The 19285-nt window shown below is 53.4% G+C and carries 20 protein-coding genes and 1 tRNA gene; 14 read left to right on the top strand and 7 right to left on the bottom strand.

The features are described 5' to 3' along the window. Positions 1–3 precede the first annotated feature (3 nt). The 6 genes from GGR95_RS18220 to GGR95_RS18195 all read left to right on the top strand — a co-directional run bounded on the left by GGR95_RS18220 (position 4) and on the right by GGR95_RS18195 (position 5623). Positions 4–1164, top strand: a complete 1161-nt coding sequence (locus tag GGR95_RS18220; RefSeq protein ID WP_425506429.1) for a D-alanyl-D-alanine carboxypeptidase family protein — start codon at positions 4–6, stop codon at positions 1162–1164. Next, entirely contained in the window at positions 1161–1796 is a 636-nt protein-coding gene (tmk, locus tag GGR95_RS18215) for a dTMP kinase (RefSeq protein WP_184568300.1), read from the top strand. The genes GGR95_RS18220 and tmk overlap by 4 nt, the downstream gene beginning before the upstream one ends. Positions 1797–1883: 87 nt before the next feature. Beyond that, positions 1884–2999 carry a DNA polymerase III subunit delta' gene (locus GGR95_RS18210; protein ID WP_184568299.1) on the top strand — a complete coding sequence of 372 codons (1116 nt, stop codon included), beginning with the start codon at positions 1884–1886 and terminating at the stop codon, positions 2997–2999. A 27-nt stretch (positions 3000–3026) separates the two neighbouring features. Beyond that, on the top strand, positions 3027–3833 hold the full coding sequence (locus tag GGR95_RS18205) for a TatD family hydrolase (protein ID WP_184568298.1): 807 nt from the start codon (positions 3027–3029) through the stop codon (positions 3831–3833). Further along, positions 3830–4633, top strand: a complete 804-nt coding sequence (locus GGR95_RS18200) for an MBL fold metallo-hydrolase (protein ID WP_184568297.1) — start codon at positions 3830–3832, stop codon at positions 4631–4633. The genes GGR95_RS18205 and GGR95_RS18200 overlap by 4 nt, the downstream gene beginning before the upstream one ends. Before the next feature lie 60 nt (positions 4634–4693). Next, on the top strand, positions 4694–5623 hold the full coding sequence (locus GGR95_RS18195; RefSeq protein ID WP_184568296.1) for an AEC family transporter: 930 nt from the start codon (positions 4694–4696) through the stop codon (positions 5621–5623). 31 nt (positions 5624–5654) lie between these two features. Here the strand turns inward: GGR95_RS18195 and pcaQ are convergent, their stop codons facing one another. Continuing rightward, positions 5655–6563, bottom strand: coding sequence for a pca operon transcription factor PcaQ (gene pcaQ, locus GGR95_RS18190; RefSeq protein ID WP_184568295.1), 909 nt, complete (start codon positions 6561–6563; stop codon positions 5655–5657). A gap of 96 nt (positions 6564–6659) precedes the next feature. Between pcaQ and pobA the strand changes: the two genes are divergently transcribed. From pobA to GGR95_RS18165, 5 genes are all read left to right on the top strand, one after another. After that, on the top strand, positions 6660–7829 hold the full coding sequence (gene pobA / locus GGR95_RS18185; protein ID WP_184568294.1) for a 4-hydroxybenzoate 3-monooxygenase: 1170 nt from the start codon (positions 6660–6662) through the stop codon (positions 7827–7829). A 93-nt stretch (positions 7830–7922) separates the two neighbouring features. Beyond that, a complete protein-coding gene (gene pcaC / locus GGR95_RS18180) occupies positions 7923–8303 on the top strand; it encodes a 4-carboxymuconolactone decarboxylase (protein WP_184568293.1) in 381 nt (126 codons plus the stop codon). Further along, on the top strand, positions 8300–9046 hold the full coding sequence (pcaH, locus tag GGR95_RS18175) for a protocatechuate 3,4-dioxygenase subunit beta (RefSeq protein WP_184568292.1): 747 nt from the start codon (positions 8300–8302) through the stop codon (positions 9044–9046). Before pcaC ends, pcaH begins: the two co-directional genes overlap by 4 nt. 1 nt (position 9047) lies before the next feature. Further along, on the top strand, positions 9048–9659 hold the full coding sequence (pcaG, locus tag GGR95_RS18170) for a protocatechuate 3,4-dioxygenase subunit alpha (RefSeq protein WP_184568291.1): 612 nt from the start codon (positions 9048–9050) through the stop codon (positions 9657–9659). Positions 9660–10110: 451 nt separating this feature from the next. Then, complete coding sequence (locus GGR95_RS18165; protein ID WP_221385024.1) at positions 10111–12288, top strand: calcium-binding protein; 2178 nt, start codon at positions 10111–10113, stop codon at positions 12286–12288. Between the two features lie 789 nt (positions 12289–13077). Here GGR95_RS18165 and GGR95_RS18160 read toward each other — a convergent pair. Continuing rightward, positions 13078–13272 carry a hypothetical protein gene (locus GGR95_RS18160; RefSeq protein ID WP_184568290.1) on the bottom strand — a complete coding sequence of 65 codons (195 nt, stop codon included), beginning with the start codon at positions 13270–13272 and terminating at the stop codon, positions 13078–13080. Between the two features lie 39 nt (positions 13273–13311). Here GGR95_RS18160 and GGR95_RS18155 point away from each other — a divergent pair. After that, positions 13312–13401: transfer RNA gene (locus GGR95_RS18155), tRNA-Ser, on the top strand. A 668-nt stretch (positions 13402–14069) separates the two neighbouring features. On the opposite strand, the gene GGR95_RS18150 is transcribed toward GGR95_RS18155, so the two are convergent. From GGR95_RS18150 to GGR95_RS18130, 5 genes are all read right to left on the bottom strand, one after another. Next, on the bottom strand, positions 14070–14396 hold the full coding sequence (locus GGR95_RS18150; RefSeq protein WP_246423451.1) for a hypothetical protein: 327 nt from the start codon (positions 14394–14396) through the stop codon (positions 14070–14072). 216 nt (positions 14397–14612) lie between these two features. Continuing rightward, positions 14613–14924, bottom strand: a complete 312-nt coding sequence (locus GGR95_RS18145) for a winged helix domain-containing protein (protein WP_184568288.1) — start codon at positions 14922–14924, stop codon at positions 14613–14615. A gap of 106 nt (positions 14925–15030) precedes the next feature. Further along, entirely contained in the window at positions 15031–15216 is a 186-nt protein-coding gene (locus GGR95_RS18140) for a helix-turn-helix transcriptional regulator (RefSeq protein WP_184568287.1), read from the bottom strand. Positions 15217–15309: 93 nt separating this feature from the next. Continuing rightward, complete coding sequence (locus GGR95_RS18135) at positions 15310–15984, bottom strand: hypothetical protein (protein ID WP_184568286.1); 675 nt, start codon at positions 15982–15984, stop codon at positions 15310–15312. Then, positions 15977–17176, bottom strand: a complete 1200-nt coding sequence (locus tag GGR95_RS18130) for a tyrosine-type recombinase/integrase (RefSeq protein WP_184568285.1) — start codon at positions 17174–17176, stop codon at positions 15977–15979. The genes GGR95_RS18135 and GGR95_RS18130 overlap by 8 nt, the downstream gene beginning before the upstream one ends. 248 nt (positions 17177–17424) lie before the next feature. Between GGR95_RS18130 and GGR95_RS18125 the strand changes: the two genes are divergently transcribed. Both GGR95_RS18125 and GGR95_RS18120 read left to right on the top strand, forming a co-directional pair. Further along, the gene (locus GGR95_RS18125; RefSeq protein ID WP_246423450.1) at positions 17425–18672 is read left to right on the top strand and encodes a tyrosine-type recombinase/integrase; all 1248 of its coding nucleotides are present in this window, start codon (positions 17425–17427) and stop codon (positions 18670–18672) included. A gap of 2 nt (positions 18673–18674) precedes the next feature. After that, positions 18675–19283 (top strand): hypothetical protein, encoded by a 609-nt coding sequence (locus GGR95_RS18120; protein WP_184568284.1) that lies wholly within the window; start codon positions 18675–18677, stop codon positions 19281–19283. Positions 19284–19285 lie beyond the last annotated feature (2 nt).

The following is a 19285-nucleotide window of genomic DNA, read 5'->3' as shown; positions in this document are numbered from 1 at the left end:
ACTATGCGCGGAATGAAATATACTCTTGGTGCCCTTGCGCTTCTGGTCTCGTCGGTCAGTGCCCATGCTTTCGAAACCCGTGCGACAGCGGCTTATGTCATGGATTTCAACACGGGAACCGTCTTGTTAGCCAAGGACGCGGATGCGCCTTTGCCTCCCGCCTCCATGTCAAAATTGATGACCTTGTATATGGCGTTTGAGGCGATTGATAACGGCATTCTTGAGCTGGATCAGGAACTGCCCGTGTCTGCTGCTGCCCAGCAATACGGCGGATCAACAATGTTCCTCAAGGCTGGCGAAAGGGTGCGCGTCGAAGATTTAATTCGTGGCATTATCGTTTTGTCGGGCAACGATGCCTGTGTTGTCGTGGCCGAAGCGCTGGATGGCACAGAAGCCAAGTTCGCCCGCCGCATGACCATGCGCGCCCAGCAACTTGGCATGACCAACTCCACTTTCACCAACTCCAACGGCTGGCCCAAGGCCGGTCATCGCATGTCGATGCGCGATTTGGGGCTGATCGCTGCAACGCTGATTAAAGATTACCCGCAATACTACCCGATGTTCTCGCAAAAAGAGTTTTTGTTTGACACAAATGAATCCGCCAATCGCTATAATCGCAATCCACTTTTAACTCTTGGCATCGGTGCGGATGGCCTCAAGACAGGCCATACAGAAGAAGCGGGATATGGCCTTGTAGGATCAGCAAAACAAGGCGATCGGCGGGTCATTTTTGTACTGTCCGGATTAGAAACAACACAAGAACGCGCACAAGAAGCAGAGGCTGTAGTCAACTGGGCATTTCGCCAATTCGCCCAAACGGATTTGGGCAAGGCTGGCACACGGATTGCACAGGCCGAGGTTTCTATTGGCGCAGAGACAACTGTCGGAATGGAATTGGGCGCAGACCTGTCTGTCTTGCTTCCTGTGACACCCATCGAGCCGCTGAAAACAGAAATCGTCTATAAAGGCCCGATCAAGGCCCCCATCGCCAAAGGCGATCAAATCGGCGAGTTGATCATCACCCCTGAGGGTCTGCCAGAAACACGTGTTCCCCTGTTGGCTGACCGCGATATCATGCGCCATGGCTTTGTCGGGCGTGTGGTGGCTGCTGCGCAACATGTCATCGCTCGGATCAACTCTGGACCCGCGCCAGAGGCGACGTGAGTAGATCCGGCTTGTTCATCAGCTTTGAAGGTATTGACGGGTCTGGCAAATCCACTCAGGTCGCCCGACTATCCGAATATTTGAAAACGCAGGGCCATGATGTTGTTCTCACCCGCGAACCGGGCGGCTCAAAAGGCGCTGAGGAAATTCGCGCATTGGTGTTGCAGGGCGATCCTGATCGGTGGTCTGCGGAAACCGAAACGCTTCTATTCACTGCTGCGCGGCGCGATCACCTCGAACGGCTGATCACCCCTGCCCTTGCCGCAGGTAAGATTGTGATCTGCGACCGTTTTGCTGATAGTACCCGCATGTACCAAGGTCTGAGCCGCGGGGATTTGCGCGGCGTTGTGGACAAGTTACATGATCTGATGATCGGTGTTGAACCCGATTTGACTATCCTGATTGATATGGACCCTGTTGAAGGCCTGAAACGCGCCAAAGGGCGGCAAGGCGCTGAAGAGCGGTTTGAAGATTTTGGTACCAGCCTGCAAGAAGCGATGCGTGAGGGATTTCTGGCCTTGGCCAAAGAATTTGGCCAGCGTTTTCGGGTCATCAATGGCGCACAAGACATGGACGGCGTGGCCGCCGACATCCGCGCCGCAGTTGATCATGCTTTAGCGGCGCATCGATAGACTTTTTCTAGGCAAGAAACCGGCTGTAATTTTCCAAAAAAACCGCAGCCCATTTCAAACCTCGCGAAACCCCGCTAAACCGCTCATATGAGTGATGAAGTAACCCCACAACCTGAACGTCTGGAAGGTGCCCCGCACCCCCGTGATACGGCCCGTTTGATCGGGCAAGACGCTGCCCAAGCCGCGTTTGTGGATGCTTTCAACACAGGTAGATTACATCACGCTTGGATGCTGACAGGCCCGCGCGGGGTCGGCAAAGCCACGCTGGCATGGCGCATCGCCAAATTCTTGCTTGCCACGCCCACCCCTGATCCCGACGCGATGTTTGCGGACCCCGCCCCAACCACGTTGGATATTCCCGCAGACCATCCTATTGCGATGCGTGTGGCCGCCAGTGGTGAAGGGCGCATTCGCAATGTGACCTGCACAATCAATCCTGATACCAAAAAAATGCGCAAGGAAATCGTTGCTGCTGACATTCGCGCCTTAAACGGATTCTTCCAGATGTCCGCCCCCGACGGCGGCTACCGCGTTGTGATCATTGATGATGCTGATCTGATGAACGTCACAGCGGCCAATGCGCTGCTTAAAATGCTGGAAGAGCCGCCTGCCCGCGCCCTGCTGATCTTGATATCACACCAGCCCTCAGGCCTGCTGCCCACCATCCGTTCGCGGTGCCGCACCCTACCTTTGCGCACGTTGGATGCCGCAGAAGTGGCAGAGGCGATGGCCCAAGCCGAGGTGCAGGCGGCCAATACAGACGCGCTTGCCGCGCTTTCTGGTGGCTCTGTCGGTGGTGCGATGCGTCTATCGTTAATGGGCGGTGCTGCACTTTATGCCGATCTGGTCGCGTTGATGGGCACCCTGCCCCATATGGATCGCGCACGCGCCCTAAAAATGGCCGAACTGGCCGCCGCACGCGGTGGCGAGGCCAAGCGCGATCTGTTATTTACCCTGATTGATCTATTACTGAGCCGCCTTGCCCGCACGGGCGCGATGGGCACACCACCCCAGCCCCAAGCAGCGATGGGCGAAGCCGACATTCTCATGCGTCTGTCCCCCACCCCACACCAAGCCCGCATCTGGGCTGATCTGGCGGCCGAGATCGGCGGCCGCGCCCGGCATGGCATCGCGGTCAACCTTGACCCTGCCGCGCTGGTCCTAGATACGTTTTTCAAGATGGCAAAGGCCGCCCCCCGCTAACCAAACCGCCAAAGCCTCCGGAGTCCCATGACTGATACACCCAAAATCACCGACAGCCATTGTCACCTCGACTTTCCCGAATTGATCACGGAACTGCCTGAAGTGATCGCCCGCGCCCATGAGGCGGGAGTTGCACGGATGGTGACGATCTGTACCAAACTCAAAAACGAACCCGATGTGCGTGCCATCGCCGAGGCTAACCCATCGGTTTTCTATGCCGCTGGCACCCACCCGATGAGCGTGGCAACCGAACCAATGGCGACCTATGATCAATTGCTGGAAATCGCCAAACACCCCAAGATGGTCGGCATCGGCGAAACGGGCCTTGATTATCACTATACCGCTGAAAGCGCCCATATGCAGCAAGACAGCCTGCGCATCCATATCGCAGCGGCACGCGATACGGGTCTACCCCTGATCATACACAGCCGTGATGCAGACGAAGACATGGCCCGCATCCTGCGCGAAGAGCACGCCAATGGGGCCTATAGCTGCGTTATGCATTGCTTCTCATCTTCTGCTGAACTGGCTCGTGCTGCGCTTGATTTAGGATTTTACCTCAGCATGTCAGGCATCACCGCCTTCCCCAAAAGCCAAGAGTTGCGCGATATTTTCGCAAGCGCCCCATTGGAGCGGATTGTGGTAGAAACCGACAGCCCTTATCTGGCCCCACCGCCCCACCGTGGCAGACGCAATGAACCAGCCTTCAGCGCCCATACTGCTCGCCGCGCGGCCGAAACCTTTGGCATGGAGTACGCCGATTTCGCGGCACAGTCCGAAGCCAACTTTGAGCGCCTGTTCACCAAGGCCGCCGCTTATAGAGGTGCCTTATGAGCGATGTCATGCGCGTGACCATCCTCGGTTGTGGCTCCTCCGGCGGAGTGCCACGTCTGGGCGGGAACTGGGGTGAATGCGACCCCAACGAGCCGCGCAATGCCCGCCGCCGATGTTCGGCGTTGGTAGAGCGTATTACCGATGCAGGCACTACATCTGTGCTGATTGATACCTCTCCCGATATGCGCAGCCAGTTACTGGATGCCGGTGTCGGACGGTTGGATGCGGTGCTCTATACCCACGCCCATGCAGACCACGTGCATGGCATGGATGATCTGCGCATGATCGTGATCAACATGCGCGCCCGCCTGCCCGTCTGGGCCGATGCCCCCACTCATGCCGCACTGATGGACCGTTTCGGATATGCCTTTGTGCAGCCTGAAGGCTCAATGTATCCGCCCATCCTAGATATGAATCTGATGGACGGTGACGTCACCGTGGATGGCCCCGGAGGCAGCTTGTGCTTTCGCCCCTTCCTTGTGCCACATGGTGGCATGGATGCATTGGGATTCCGTGTGAATGATGTAGCCTATCTGCCTGATGTCGCCAGCATCCCAGATCACATCTGGCCCGAGTTGGAGGGCCTGCGCTGCTGGATCGTTGACGCCCTGCGCCGTGAACCGCACCCCACACATAGCCATCTGTCACAAACGCTTGAGTGGTTAGAAAAGATGCAACCCGAGACGGGCATCCTAACAAATATGCACACCGATCTTGACTATCGGACCCTTGAAGCAGAGACCCCAGATCATATCAGCCCTGCCTATGACGGCATGCGGCTTGATTTCCCACTGAACTAACTACACGGCTCTCCCCTTGTGCGGCGTGCCTTTCGATAACCGCCGCCAGAGAGCACGCCCATGCAAACACTTCTTGATGTCATTTTACCGGTCTTTTTGGTAATCAGCTTTGGCTATGTGGCGGTCTGGCGCGGTTTCTTTCCGGTTGCGGGTGTCGATGGCGTGATGCGATTTGCGCAGGGATTTGCCGTCCCTTGCCTCTTGTTTCAAGCAATCTCCAAACTTGATCTAAGCAGCACTTTTGATCTGCGTCTCTTGGCGAGCTTTTATGCAGGCGCGACCATTTGCTTTTTCCTCGGTGCCGTTGGGGCACGCTTTTTGTTCAAACGTGACTGGGAAGATTGCATCGCGATTGCATTTTGCTGCTTATTCTCCAATGCCGTCCTGCTGGGCCTTCCCATCTCTGAACGCGCTTATGGTGCGAATAATATTTCGGGCAACTACATGATCATCGCCCTGCATTCGCCCTTTTGCTACGGCTTAGGCATCACTGTGATGGAATTCGTCCGCAACCGGGGTCAAAGCGGGCTAACATTGGCAAAATCCGTAACGCGGGCCATGTTTAACAATCCGCTGGTGATTGCTATTCTAGCAGGGTTTGCGGTGAACCTATTAGGTATAACCATTCCCTCTGTTCTCGATGATGCTGTGTCGTTGGTCGTACGGGCTGCCTTGCCTGCCGCCCTGTTCGCCTTGGGGGGTGTCCTGATCCAATACAAACCTGAGGGTGATCTCAAAGCTATCGCAATGGTGTGCATTATCGGGCTATTGATTCATCCCGCGATTGTCTGGTCGATGGGCACTGCCCTTTCGGTCCCGACTGATTTGTTCCGCTCAGGCGTGTTGACTGCCGCCATGGCGCCCGGGTTCAATGCATATATCTTTGCAAATATGTATGGGCGCGGACGCCGTGTGGCTGCTTCATCCGTTTTGATTGCAACAGTGACATCAATATTTACGGTTTGGATCTGGTTGATGATCCTTGGCTAAGCCGCTTTGCCCCATGATCCGAATTCGGAATTTATTCCCTGCGCAAACATAAATCACTTAGCAGCTTGGAAAACGTGCGCGCAGCAACAGACGGCACCTCTTCGGATCGGCTCATGATGCCCACGGCACCGAGAGTTCGAGCCATGTCGATGTTTAGCGAAACTAGGCGTCCCTGCGCGATATCATCGGCAACAACGCCCTTACTTATGATCCATACGGTATTCGCATCCGTAACGGTCACAGCGCGGCCAAACGCTGGTGAAGCTGTTTCTATCCGGTTCTCGAAAAGCGGTACGCCTTGAGCAATCAATAACCGCGCGACCAACGGACGAATTGCTGAGTCTTTCGGCGGATACAACACTCTAAAACTGGCAAGTTCTCCAAAATCAACGACCTTAATCGCGGGGCTTTCAGGGCTGGCAACTACCACCACCTCCTCCGAGTAAAGCTGCTGAAAACTGAGGCCCACCATCGTGTCAGGCCTGCCGAGACGCCCGACAACCAGATCGAGACCACCACTCCTGAGCCGCGCTGTTAAATCGTGGTGTGGGCCCTCGTGAATTTCCATGAGAGTGTCTGGGTTTTTTTGAGTAAAGACCACCGCAGCTTGAGGCAAAAGAGATGATGCTACACTTGGCAACGCCCCCACCTTCAATTGACCCGCAGCGATACCGGTCGACTGGATGCTACGCAAACCATGTCTCAGGGCCGCAGTGGATTGCTCGGCGAACTGTAGAAAAACCTCCCCTTCCGGCGTCAAAGAGACGCCCGAACGGCTGCGTTTCATTACAATAACGCCCAGAATATCTTCCAATTCTTTAAGCGTTTTTGAAATAGCCGGTTGCGTTAAGTTCAGCTGTTCAGCCGCAGCCTTAAAACTGCCAGAACGGGCGATTGCGCTAAACGCATCGAGGTGGCGGAACTTGATACGGCGGTCCAAATTCTTTCCATTTTTGATAACTATACTGCCCAAAATGTCATTTTCAATATCCTTCTATGCATGAAAAAATGCAATTAGCAAAATCAGGACGTTGATATGAAAACTCAAGTTGCAATAATCGGTGGTGGCCCTTCAGGTCTTTTGCTGTCCCAACTTCTCCACACACGCGGCATCGAGAACGTTGTCTTAGAACGCAAGACAAAGGATTACGTCTTGGGTCGCATCCGTGCAGGAGTATTGGAACAAGGGCTTGTAGACCTGATGGAAAAGGCTGGGTGTGCGGAGCGGTTACATGCCGAGGGCATCCCCCATGACGGGACATTGATTTCTTACGGCGACGAGATGTTTCGCGTGGATTTCACCGAGCACACTGGCAAACCCGTCATGGTTTATGGTCAGACGGAAGTGACAAGAGACCTGTATGAGGCACGTGAAAAAGCCGAAGGCAAGATCGAATTCAACGTGGAAGACGTTGTAATCCATGGCGCTGATACTGATACACCGCATATCAGCTACACCATCGATGGTCAGGCGCACAGGCTCGACTGCGATTTCGTTGCAGGTTGCGATGGGTTCCACGGGGTCAGCCGTCAAACGATCCCGCTGGATGTCCGCACAGAGTACGAAAAGGTCTATCCTTTTGGCTGGCTCGGCATTTTATCCGAAACGCCGCCCGTAAATCACGAGCTGATCTATGCCAACTCCCCACGCGGCTTTGCCCTCTGCTCCATGCGTAACGAAAACCTGAGCCGATATTACATCCAATGTTCCTTGTCCGATAAACCCCAAGATTGGACCGACGAGGCCTTCTGGCAAGAACTCAAACGTCGAATTCCCACTGCCCAAGCAGAAACATTGGTGACGGGTCCCAGCATCGAGAAATCCATTGCTCCTTTGCGGTCATTCGTGACCGAACCGATGCGCTGGGGAAGGTTGTTTCTGTGTGGTGACGCTGCGCATATTGTGCCGCCTACGGGGGCCAAGGGCCTCAACACCGCCGCCTCAGATGTCAATTACCTGTTCAACGGCCTGTGCGATTTCTACGAAAACGACAGCACAAACGGCATCGATACATACTCAGAAAAAGCACTGGCGCGTGTCTGGAAGGCGGAACGGTTCAGTTGGTGGTTCTCTTCACTGATGCACACCTATCCTGATCAATCCCAGTTCGACCTGAAAATGCAAGTTGCCGAGATTGAGTTTTTGCGCTCGAATAAGGCAGCGCAAAAAGCGATGGCGGAAAATTATGTCGGACTGCCCTACTGATGCGGGGAATTGGCATGACATCACACGAGCAAGAGGCTGGTGAAGGTGAAGCTTTCGCCGCAATCTTGACCCCGTTTCTTATGGAGCACGCATATGTCTAACCGTTTTGAAAAGGGCATGGCGACCCGCCGTGCCGTTCTGGGAAATGCCCACGTAGATAAAGCCGAAGCCAGTAAATCGGCCTTTGATGAGCCCTTCCAAAACATGATCACTGAAGGAGCATGGGGGACCCTTTGGTCTGATGAGACAATCACCCATCGCGAACGATCCATGCTGACACTATCGCTTCTGGCCGCAACCGGCAATTTCGAGGAAATTCCCATGCACGTGCGTGCAACAGCCAATACTGGGGCCAGCCCTCAGGATGTGCTACAGGCGTTTATGCATGTTGCGGTCTATGCTGGCGTTCCCAAAGCAAACCACGCGATCAAGCTCGCCAAACAAACATATGCCGAAATGGGAGTGCTCTTATGAGTATTGTGAACAAACCACCCCAAACCGGAGGCTTCATTCCTCGGGATCGGACATGGCAACCTGATGCTTTGACGCCGCCCTATAAAACCAGCCTAGCCCGTAGCCCCCAATCCGCGCTTCTGTCCTTCCCTACAACACTCAGCGAAGAGACGTCGCCTGTTTTCGGCCACACCCTTTTGGGTAAATTGGACAATGATTTAATCCACAACTTTGCGGCTTCTGGCGAAAGTGCATTAGGCCCTCGTATCATCGTGCATGGCCGTGTTTTAGACGAAAACGGACGTGGTGTTCCGGGCGCTTTGCTGGAGTTTTGGCAAGCAAACGCAGGTGGCAGATACCGCCATAAGAAAGAAAGCTACTTGGCACCGCTAGACCCTAACTTTGGCGGTTGCGGGCGCACAATTACTGCGGAAGACGGCAGTTACGAATTTGCCACCATCCAACCCGGCCCCTACCCTTGGCCCAACGGCATGAACGATTGGCGGCCAGCCCATATCCACTTCTCTATCTTTGGCCATGGGTTTGCACAGCGTCTTATCACCCAGATGTATTTTGAGGGCGATCCTCATATCAAGCTCTGCCCCATCGTCGGCATCTTAAAAACCCAAGAGGCCATTGACGCCCTGATAGCGCCGCTCGACATGAACCGCACTGTCCCGATGGATAGCCGCGCATTCAAATTCGACATGGTGATACGTGGCCGCCGTCAAACCTATTTTGAGAACCGCAAGGAGGGCATGTGATATGCAACGTCTTAATTATTTGCGCGAAAGCCCAAGCCAAACCGCAGGCCCTTATGTTCACATTGGCTGCACACCAAACTTTACTGGCCTAGACATGTATGGCGGCGATCTTGGCGTCTGCATGAAAACGGGGCCTGTCCAAGGCACGGAAATCACCATCAAAGGCACCGTGTTCGATGGCATGGGGACTCCATTACGCGATGCGATGATTGAAATTTGGCAGCCAGACGCTGCTGGCCTGTTCCCGTCTCTAAACGAGACCCGTGGCACCCCAGATCCTAACTTTACAGGCTGGGGCCGTTCCCCTGGCGATATGGAAACGGGAGAGTTTATCTTTGAAACGGTAAAACCCGGGGCAGTCCCCTTCCCTGATGGGCGCATGCAAGCACCACATATTACCGCATGGATTGTGGCACGTGGAATTAACATCGGCCTGCACACGCGAATTTACTTCGAAGATGAAGCCGAGGCCAACGCGACCGACCCTATCCTCACTCGGATCGAACATCAAAACCGCATTCCTACCCTGCTCGCCAAAAAGCAAGACGACGGCACCTACCGGTTCGACATCCATCTTCAAGGTTCCCGCGAGACCATTTTCTTCGACATTTAAGAGGATTGTGATCTCCCCAATACAATATCTGCGTGACGTTCACAGGTTCGGTATCATCCAAATCTGACAATCCCGCCGTGCCCGCAAGGATACCTTCAGCCACTGGGCCCACCACGCCTTTGAAATGGCCGCACAATCCGGCCTTTTCAAAACTTAACAGACTGATCCCAACAGCGTGACAATACCCTTTTGAGGCATCGTGGCAAGACGACCAAGCATGCCTCCTCAATTAGAGAACGGAAAATGGGACTTTTCTATAGGGCCGATCATTGCTTCCATTTTGGAGGTAATTTGTTTCCATAACAATGCTTGCACAGCGGAAATGATCTTGTTACCGGCGCCATTTTGGGCGATATCAACCTTGGTTATCAGTGTTGTTTGATGAGTTGGGAACGTTATGGGTAGGACACTTTTCGTTGGTCATAGTTTGGTCGGGCAAGTGGCCCCAAACATGTTCAACAATTTCATGGAGAGCCAAAATCTCGACGTGCAAGCAGATGCGCAGGTTATCAACGGCGCTTCACTCAGGTACAATTGGGACAATGGCGCAAGTGCCCAAGGGGTAAACGCCCGTGAAGTTTTGCCCAGTGGTGACTACGACACCGTAATCGTGACAGAGGCGATACCCCTCGATGCCCAGATCCAGTGGAATGACACCCAAGGGTATGCCAAACGCTATTTCGACCTCGCACAGAGCGCCGATACTGAAACCCGCTTCTTCCTCTACGAGACTTGGCACGGATTAGGAGCGGACACCCAAGAATGGCGCGCGCAAATTGCAAATGATTTGCCCAAGTGGCAAGGGATCGTCGATTATGTGAACGACAATGCAGCCACTGGTGCGCCGGAAGCCTTCGTCCTCCCGGCAGGTCAGGCTTTGGGTAATTTGTATGACAGGATTGAGGCTGGGGAAGTGCCCGGCATCACGAGTATTCGCGATTTGTTCAGCGACAATATCCATCTCAATGATACCGGTAACTGGTTCATTGCTGCGCTGCAGGCTTCTGCTGTGACCGGATTAGATGTTTCGGCGCTGCCTCTTGAAACTTTCGACCCTTGGGGGGGGGCTTATGGTGGACCAGATGCAGCTCTTGCCCAAGTTATGGCGGAAGTGATCGACGACACACTTGATGAATTCCTACCGCAGGAGTCAGAGCCGCCAACCGACGAGATTGACGACGAAGATGCTGACGACAACACGCTTAACGGCGGCCCTTGGGATGATGAGCTTGCCGGAGGAGTCGGAGACGATATTCTGCTCGGCGGGAGCGGTAATGACACCCTTTACGGCGGCGACGGCAACGACTCACTGACAGGCGGCGCTGGCAATGACGTCATCATTGGCGATGGCGGTGACGATGTTCTAACGCTAGGGGATGGTTCCGACACCGTCAGTGGTGGCGATGGAGACGACGTCTTTGTACTGACAGGATTGCCCGGGGCCGTCCTGATCACCGACTTCGGCGCCAACGGCGCGCAGGACATGATCGACCTGTCCGCCATCGACGGCTATGGACGTTTTGCCGATGTGGCTGCGGCAGCCAGTTTTTCAGGGGCAGACACGGTGCTGACATTTGTGGTCCCGGATGGTGTGCTGACAGTCACCGTCCAATCAGATGTTCCGCTAACCAGTGATGATTTCGGATTACCCGCTGATCCGAATGGGCCAACGGAAATTGTAGCACCGGTTGACCAAGTTGATCCCACAGGTCTTACATTCACCATCGAAGGCGCCGACAGCCACCATTTTTCCATCGATCCGATTACAGGTGACATTAGTAATATGTCATGGTTTGACCCTTCCTACGATCAGGTGTGGGACATCAATGGCGACCGTATCTATGAGGTCGAGCGGGTCGGCTCAAACGCTGATGGCGAAGAGGTCAGCCGCACATCATTTGAACTTGAAACCACCTTGGATGGCGTGGTTTGGCGGGAAGTTTCTGACGAGGATAGTAATGTTGACTCCATTGAGTCAATGGACGACGAAACGACCTTCTCTTTAGAAGGGCCAGACGCGTACCACTTTGTCATCGACCCCGACAGCGGTGAAATTGGCAACATGTCCTGGTTTGACCCCTCATATGATCAGGTGTGGGACACCAATGGCGATCGCATTTATGAGGTCGATCGGGTCGAGACAAGCGTAAATGGCGAAGAGGTCAGCCGCACATCATTTGAACTTGAAACCACCTTGGATGGCGTGGTTTGGCGGGAAGTTTCTGACGAGGATGATAATGTTGACCCCATTGAGCCAATCGACGACGGAAGAACTTTCTTTCTAGAAGGGCCAGACGCGTACCACTTTGTCATCGACCCCGACAGCGGTGAGGTTGGCAACGCTTCGTGGTTTGACCCCTCCTATGATCGGGTATGGGATGTCAATGGTGATCGAATATACGAAACTGAACGCTATGCGCTGGCCGAAGACGGTACCGAGGTCAGCCGCGAAGCACTTGAAATGGAAACCACACCCGATGGTGTCGTCTGGCGCGTCGTACCTTCGTCGGAAGACGACGAAATGTCTGCTGCACAAATCATGAAAGCGCTTGCCCTACCCCCAGCAGAGGAAAAGGATCTGCCACCTGAGCCAGAGGAGAGCGACGAAGAGGCGGCCCTCGGTATGTAAATTGATCCTCCCAATAGTTAGGGTGGTCTTACCAAATTTTGGCGTCAGCTTGTGAAGTTTAGCAAAGGCCGGATCATAGGGCGATTTCAACGGTGTAGTCGGCCCAGAGGCGGAAGGTGTGGTTGATCTGATCATGTGCGGACAGAAACCTCTGAGGCAGCCGGTGAGGTCTAAACTTGCCCAAAATCTTCTTTCGCTTACGGGGCAGTCGATGCGAAACTTCGATCGCATTCTTTAAGCTCTATGGGCGCGGTGGTTGGCGTCCGAGGTCAGAGATTTGATTGGCTTAATATAGCTACGTAATTCGCCCATAATTCGAGAGTACATTGCGAATGCAATGTCACGGGAACGAGGGACGATGATTCTCAATTCGCCAAACTGGGCAACCAGCTTTGCGAAAAATCGCTTTGCAGCCTTCCCTGTTGAACGCCACTAAAAACTGATCCGGTATTGTCACCGAGATTTGACCCGCTCAGTCATTATCCTTTGTTCGACATGATGTGATCAATGCTGGTGCCTCCTTCCGTTTCGTTTCGCGATTTCGGAGCCAACATTGTCGCGATAGCTATCGTTACCAATCTCAAGGATGTTTCAGCGGTGAGTGATCGTGCCTTCATTTGCCCGACCTTCTGTAAGGCGGGCTCCCACATCTCGAGCGAGTTCAAGGGCCGCCCTACAAGATGAAAGACCCAGTAACCTTTCAACTCACCAGTGCTGACCGAACCAAAAACTCATCTCTCATTTTCCATCAGTCAAGCTCCTTGCCCGAGGGAAGTGCGATCAAGTTCATCAACGCGGAAATAGAAATGCGACAACTTTCTGCAATGCTTGGCGCGGCTGGACGGTTGATATCGATGCAAAGCGTTTAAGGTTACGAGCCAGCGACGGGAAAGTGACCAAACATTTCCCTAAAACAGTGCCGATGAGTGCCGTTTCGGTAATTTTTAGCGCACCCAGCCTTTTGGCAAGTTTTTTCAAATTCACCCTTGTAAACCTTGGGTTTTGGCGGATATACGCGTCCGTGGAGATGTGGCCGAGTGGTCGAAGGCGCTCCCCTGCTAAGGGAGTAGGCCCGGAAGGGTCTCGAGGGTTCGAATCCCTTCGTCTCCGCCACCAAACTCATTTTTATTGATATAATTCAGTCACTTGAGTGTGGTTGCTTGAGATTCATCCCCCAATATATCCCCCAGTTCGATTTACTCTCTTGCTGACCCGTACCCCTGTTTGGTGGGTGGTTTTAGTGCGAACGAGTGACCAGTAGACGGTCCGCACAGCGATTTGGGGACACTTTAGACCTCCCCCCCCCTAAATCGAAGCGACCGTCAACTAAGGGGGTATGCCAAGGGGGGGCGTCCATAATTTAGCTGAACTCAAACAAGGGACCGTCATGGGAAGCCCGCTGTGAGTGGTAATACAGCTTTCACGCGCGTGCGCACGCGTGAGGGGGCAGTGCAAAGTTCAAAGAGGCGTGGTCACGGGACCGATATGGGCTGGCAAATACGCGCGTACACAATTCAGAGAATTTACCCCTCAACTGCATGAAACCCGCAATCCAACTTTTTATGTTTGAACTGCCCACGCAAGAATTTTGCTATCCCCTGCGGTCCGCTGTCATGCCGCGCAGAGATTACACCTCCCCCCTCAAACCGCTGCCTATGGCTTAGATGTATATGTGGCATAGAATTTGTGACGCGCTGGAATGAGATATCGCCCAGCGCGTCACAGTTTTTGTGCAGTCAGTCGGGTTTTGACCGCCAGCAATGTGGCAACTGTCACGCCAGCTATGCCACCTTGTCCTGATTTTTGTGCGGGGATTTTGTTTTGGTCCAGCTTGCAAAAGCCTTGGGCGCAGGCTGGCCTTCGTGAATTGGCACCTCTTCGAGCGCCCAAACCGATGCGCGGCCAATGCCCGATGGACCAAGGTATGGCGCTTGGGTCATACGGATGAAGCCGCGCTCTTGTAGCGTGTCGAATAGCCCGCCGATGGTGTTGCGGTGGACATTTAGCGCCGTTGCCGCGTCTCTGTGGCTTAGAATGATAGCGCCGTTGTTCACGCCATTAAAGCGGCGCTTCAGTTCGATGTAGAGCGCTCTTGGTGCGGGTTTCATTGTAGACCAGGCCTTTGTCGCTTGGACCCATTCAGGAAGCTGGACATGACGCCCAGCCCCCTTTCCCTTTTTCTGCCATTTGTAGAGCTTAGTCGCCATAGATAGCACCTGTGAAAAGATCCGCTTTGAGTTGGGCCAGCGCTGTGGCGATTTGAGCGCGGCGTCTGATTTCCTTTGCCAAGGCGTTTGGTGGTGCGGGGTTGTAAATGTGGCACTTCATGCGGCATCACCCTTGGCGTAGGCGGCGATGCTGGCAAGCAACTGGTAGCGTGCGTGCGTCCCCTTGAATGGGCCTTCGTGTGCCACCGTGTGCGTCACGATAGGAACGTCCATGCCGCGTAACGAATGCACATATGCTGCCCATCTGGGCGCGGGGTTGTCGATTGGCGTGCATCCTTTGATGCCTGCTTGTGACAATTGTTCGAGCGCCCAGCGGTCACGACCTTTGACTGTGATGGTGAAAGGGTGTCCCTCTGTGGGGGTGATGATGAAGGTGGCGTCAGGCCAGCCGAATTTGTTTTGAGCCATGCTCAATTCCTCTCTTCTAAGAGTTGTATTTTGAAGGGAGGGGACGTAGGGTTTAGCTGCTTAGACCGTATGCCCGTGTCCCCTTAGTTGGTGGCGCGGGTTTACTTTATGCCGCGTCCACCTGCTTGGATGCGACCCAAGCGGTCAAGCTGGACTCGGTCCAGCCAACGGCGCGTTTGCCGATGCGGATTGGCTTGGGGAATGTCCCCTCTGCAATCTGTTCATAGATGGTGCTGCTTGATAGGCCGCTGTATTCTACGACCTGTGGGAGCCTGCGGATTTTATCTACCATGTTAATTCCAATTTGTTTGTTGCCGTTGGTTGTAGGCTCAATATGGAATATGGTTGTGGCTATGTCGTTGATACCTGCGGTTCTATAACGCCTCTAGGTATCAACTTTACTGGATCTCCTTTTGCTGTCTCGCCAAGCCGTAAAGCAAGAGGAGACCGAACCTTCAACGTCCATTAATTCGAAGTAGTCTTGCACAAACGCACCGAATGGTGACGCAAGGTTCAAGCCGTTATTGGGAGCTGGACGGTCTTTAAAGCGGTTCCAGAAGCTGTGACAAACCTCAATAGCTTGTATGCCTAGGTGGTTGCGTTGCCTGTGGTTTCGAGTGTTGTCTGTATCGGTTTTGATCGTGCTTATGACCCTGTCAATTATGGGGGCTAAATTTTGATGCGCTTGCCCGATTGCCTTTAATGCCTCAAAAGATGCGGGAGGCGTCCAAGTCTTAGGGTCTTGCTCATTATCCTGAATATTGAGTGCTGCAATGTGTAAGGCATCTTGAGCCTGCCCGCTCAAATCTAAGTCTTTGAGGGCAAACAATGTACGCTTTAAGTGCTCAAGAGTTTCGATGTCTCTAGCGTGGTGGTATCCATCAACGGGATTGGAATACAAATCATGCTCAAAATGTTGGATACAGACTTCCACGTTCATCAAGTGCATTTCATCTGCAAAGTGGTTTCGCAAAAATTTCAACGCTTCTATTCTGTATTTCGCGTAACGTGCAGCAAGTACTTTAGCCTCTTCTTCTGTCCAAGGGTAATCTTCATCCATTCAGCGTTACCACCTTCGCCCCCACAGTCAGCGCTAAAAAACCCGCCCATGAATCCATCATCTTGCGGCGCTTATCGAACAGATCAGACCGCGCATAAGCGGCCTCTGCCTTGTCTTTGAGGCTATGCGCCAAGGCGCTCTCTGCGACTTCGCGGGGGAAGTTGGTTTGCTCTTGGGTCCATGTGCGAAATGATGTTCGGAAGCCGTGAATGTCCACGTCATAGCCCAACTCTTTGACCAGCTTGGACATGGTGGCATCGCTTAGGGCTTTGCCGCGCTTGGTGCCTTCAAAGACAAGATCCGCTTCGCCCAGCGCCTTGGCTTGATTAAGCAATTCTAGGGCGCGTCCACACAGGGGGATGCGATGCGCTTTCTTCGCCTTCATGCGTGACGCTGGAATTACCCATTCCGCTTTTGACAGATCAAATTCAGACCAGACCGCATTGCGCACTTCGCCAGAACGGGTTGCGGTCAAGACCAGCAATTCAAACGCCAGCTTCGTGGCAATGCCAGCGTTAGAGCGTTGGACGGTTGCAATGCACTCCGCAACATCTTGGTAGGGCAAGGCCTTGCGCTGGGCGCTTGTGCGGTCATGCTTGGGAAGGGCTTGGTTTATCGCTTCTGCGGGATTGTCTTGTCGCCAGCCTTGCGCCACGGCCCATTTCAGGACCGTCCCAAGGCGCTGTTTAACCCGCCGCGCTGTCTCGGGCTTGGTTGTCCAGATAGGGGACAAGACCGCCAGCACATCGGCGGTGCTAACATCTGCGACTTTGATTTTGCCGATGCGAGGGAAGGCGTAGGTTTCGAGCGTGCTTATGAATTGTTTTGAATGTTTTTCATTGCGCCATGTAGGGCGGTGCAACTCATAGACCCGCTGTGACGCCTCTGCTAACGTCAGGACCGCTTGAGCCTCTCTCTTGACCTGCATTGGGTCGCCACCGCTACGGGCCAGCCTGCGGTTGTCTAAGGCCTGTTGTCGCGCCTCTGCCAACGGAACCAGTGACGGGTTGCCAAGTCCCAACTCACAACGCTTGCCGCGTATGGTGATACGTTGCACCCATTGCTTAGAACCATTCGATTGCACGCGTAGGAATAGTCCATGACCGTCGAAATACTTGCCAGCGTCCTTAACGGTTTTGACGAATTGAGCCGTGAGTGCTTTCTCTGGTCTGCGTAGTGACGCCTCCGCCATTATCTTGTCCCCCAAGTTGTCCCCCAGAAGGTGGGGGATTGGACGGGATTATGTCGGAAGTTGTCGGAAAGTAAACGTGAATAAATGCCTTGTAAAATATAGGGTTTCTGCACCATTTAGGATTGCTCTGGATTTCGTGTCGGCGGACTTCGTCTCCGCCACCATACCTTTTTATTGAATTCGAATAGGTCACTTTAGGTGGCTTTTTCACTTTATTTTCTAGAACTTACCGGAAGATCTCGATCACCTTGAGTTTCTTCGAATTGCCTCTATTATCATTCCTTGAGTGGTATATAATGTGGTATTTTACGATGGCGCTATCCGGCAAACTAACAAAGAAGCTGGTCGAGAATCTTGGCGCTGGGCGGCATGGCGACGGTAATGGTCTATACCTAGTAGTCGATCCCTCAGGTGCACGCCGTTGGATTGTACGCGTGGTCGTGAAAGGCCAGAAGAATAAAAAGGGCGCGCCATTGCGCACGGACTTTGGGCTTGGCGGTGCAGATATTGTCACGATCAACCAAGCACGGGAGCGAGCGCTTGAGTATCGTCGCATGGCGAAGCAAGGGCTGAACCCACGTTTCAACGTTACTCGTGAGATTCCGACATTCGAAGAGGTCGCACAGCAAGTTCACATTGAGCGCCTACCAACGTGGAAAAATGCAAAACACGGTCAACAATGGATCAACACTCTGCGCGACTACGCATTTCCCAAGATCGGGCGCATGCCGATTGATAGCATTGACCAGCCAGAAGTGATGATGTGCCTTGCGCCGATCTGGACGGAAAAGCATGAAACAGCGAAACGCTTGGCGCAACGTATGAAGGTTGTGCTGGACGTGGCGCGCTCTAAAGGGTTTCGGTCGGGAGAAAACCCTGTGACATTGGTTAAAGAAGCACAGGTCCTGCCCAAGGTGAAGGTAAGAGTAAAGCACCATAAAGCGATGGCGTGGCAGGATGTGCCTGCCTTTTATGCAGGTCTTACTAACCGTAACGCTATGGCAGCAAACGCGTTACGTTTTACCTGCCTTACTGGGTCGCGCACCACAGAAGTCTTGAAGATGCGTTGGGAGGAGCTTGACTTTGATATGGGCATTTGGACCTGCCCAGCAGAGCGCATGAAAGGGTACGAAGAGCACCGGGTACCTCTAACCTCCCAAATGCTTGAAATCATAGAGCCGCTGAAAGCGCTCAAATCCGATTTTGTCTTTGAAGGGCAAAAACGTAATTACCCCTTGTCCAATATGGCGATGCTGATGCTGTTGCGCCGAATGGGTGTCGAAGGTGTTACCGTCCATGGCTTTCGATCGACATTCCGGGACTGGGTGTCTGAGACCGGCAACGGTCAGTGGGAGGTGGCAGAACGAAGTCTGTCCCACAAGGTCGGCACAAAGGTTGAGAGAGCCTATGCGCGGTCCGATTTGCTTGAGAAAAGACGAGCGTTAATGACGCAGTGGTCTGATTTTGTCGCCAGTGCAAAGCTCAATTTGGAGTAATCATGAAAACAGTATCAATCGACGGCGCTCAGCTTACCTCCCTAAACCTTTATCGGGCGGCACTAAGTGAAGAATGCCAAGAGAAACGCCTTAGGGCGATCGAGGTTGTGACCCATGATGTCGTCGCCCGGCAAATTAATTTATTCGCCTCTAGCAAAGGTAAAGGGTGGTCATCAAAGCCAAAATATTCCGAGTTCGCAAAGCTAGTAATGGCGTCGACAGACGAGAGATATGAGGCTGCCATCGAGTTTGGGCAGATTATGCGGCGATATGACCAGGACAATGATCGCAAACTCTATGTAGCAGAACTTATCGGCATGAATGTACTGACGTCAATAAAGGCTCAAAGCTTCCAAGGTCTTCACTCACCCGATGGCATTCTTGAGCAAGTCAGAGCTTACGCGCAACAGAACAAAGTCATCGGGGCTAGGAACAAGGCTTTGCTGTTGAAGAGTTGGCGTACTTATCTGGGTGTGGTGCATTTAGGAATGGCAATGCAACTTTGTGCTGCGAACCCTGAACTGGACCTGTCACGCTTTAGTGCCGCCCCAAGTGCTCGTTTAAGCCACCTTTCGTTCGAAGGCGACAGGGCTTTTCCAGCCCAGTGCTGAGT

Source organism: Sulfitobacter undariae (assembly GCF_014196805.1).
GTDB classification, from domain to species: Bacteria; Pseudomonadota; Alphaproteobacteria; order Rhodobacterales; family Rhodobacteraceae; genus Sulfitobacter; species Sulfitobacter undariae.
The sequence above is the reverse complement of the archived record's forward strand: the minus strand, read 5'-3'. Positions and strand labels throughout refer to the sequence as shown.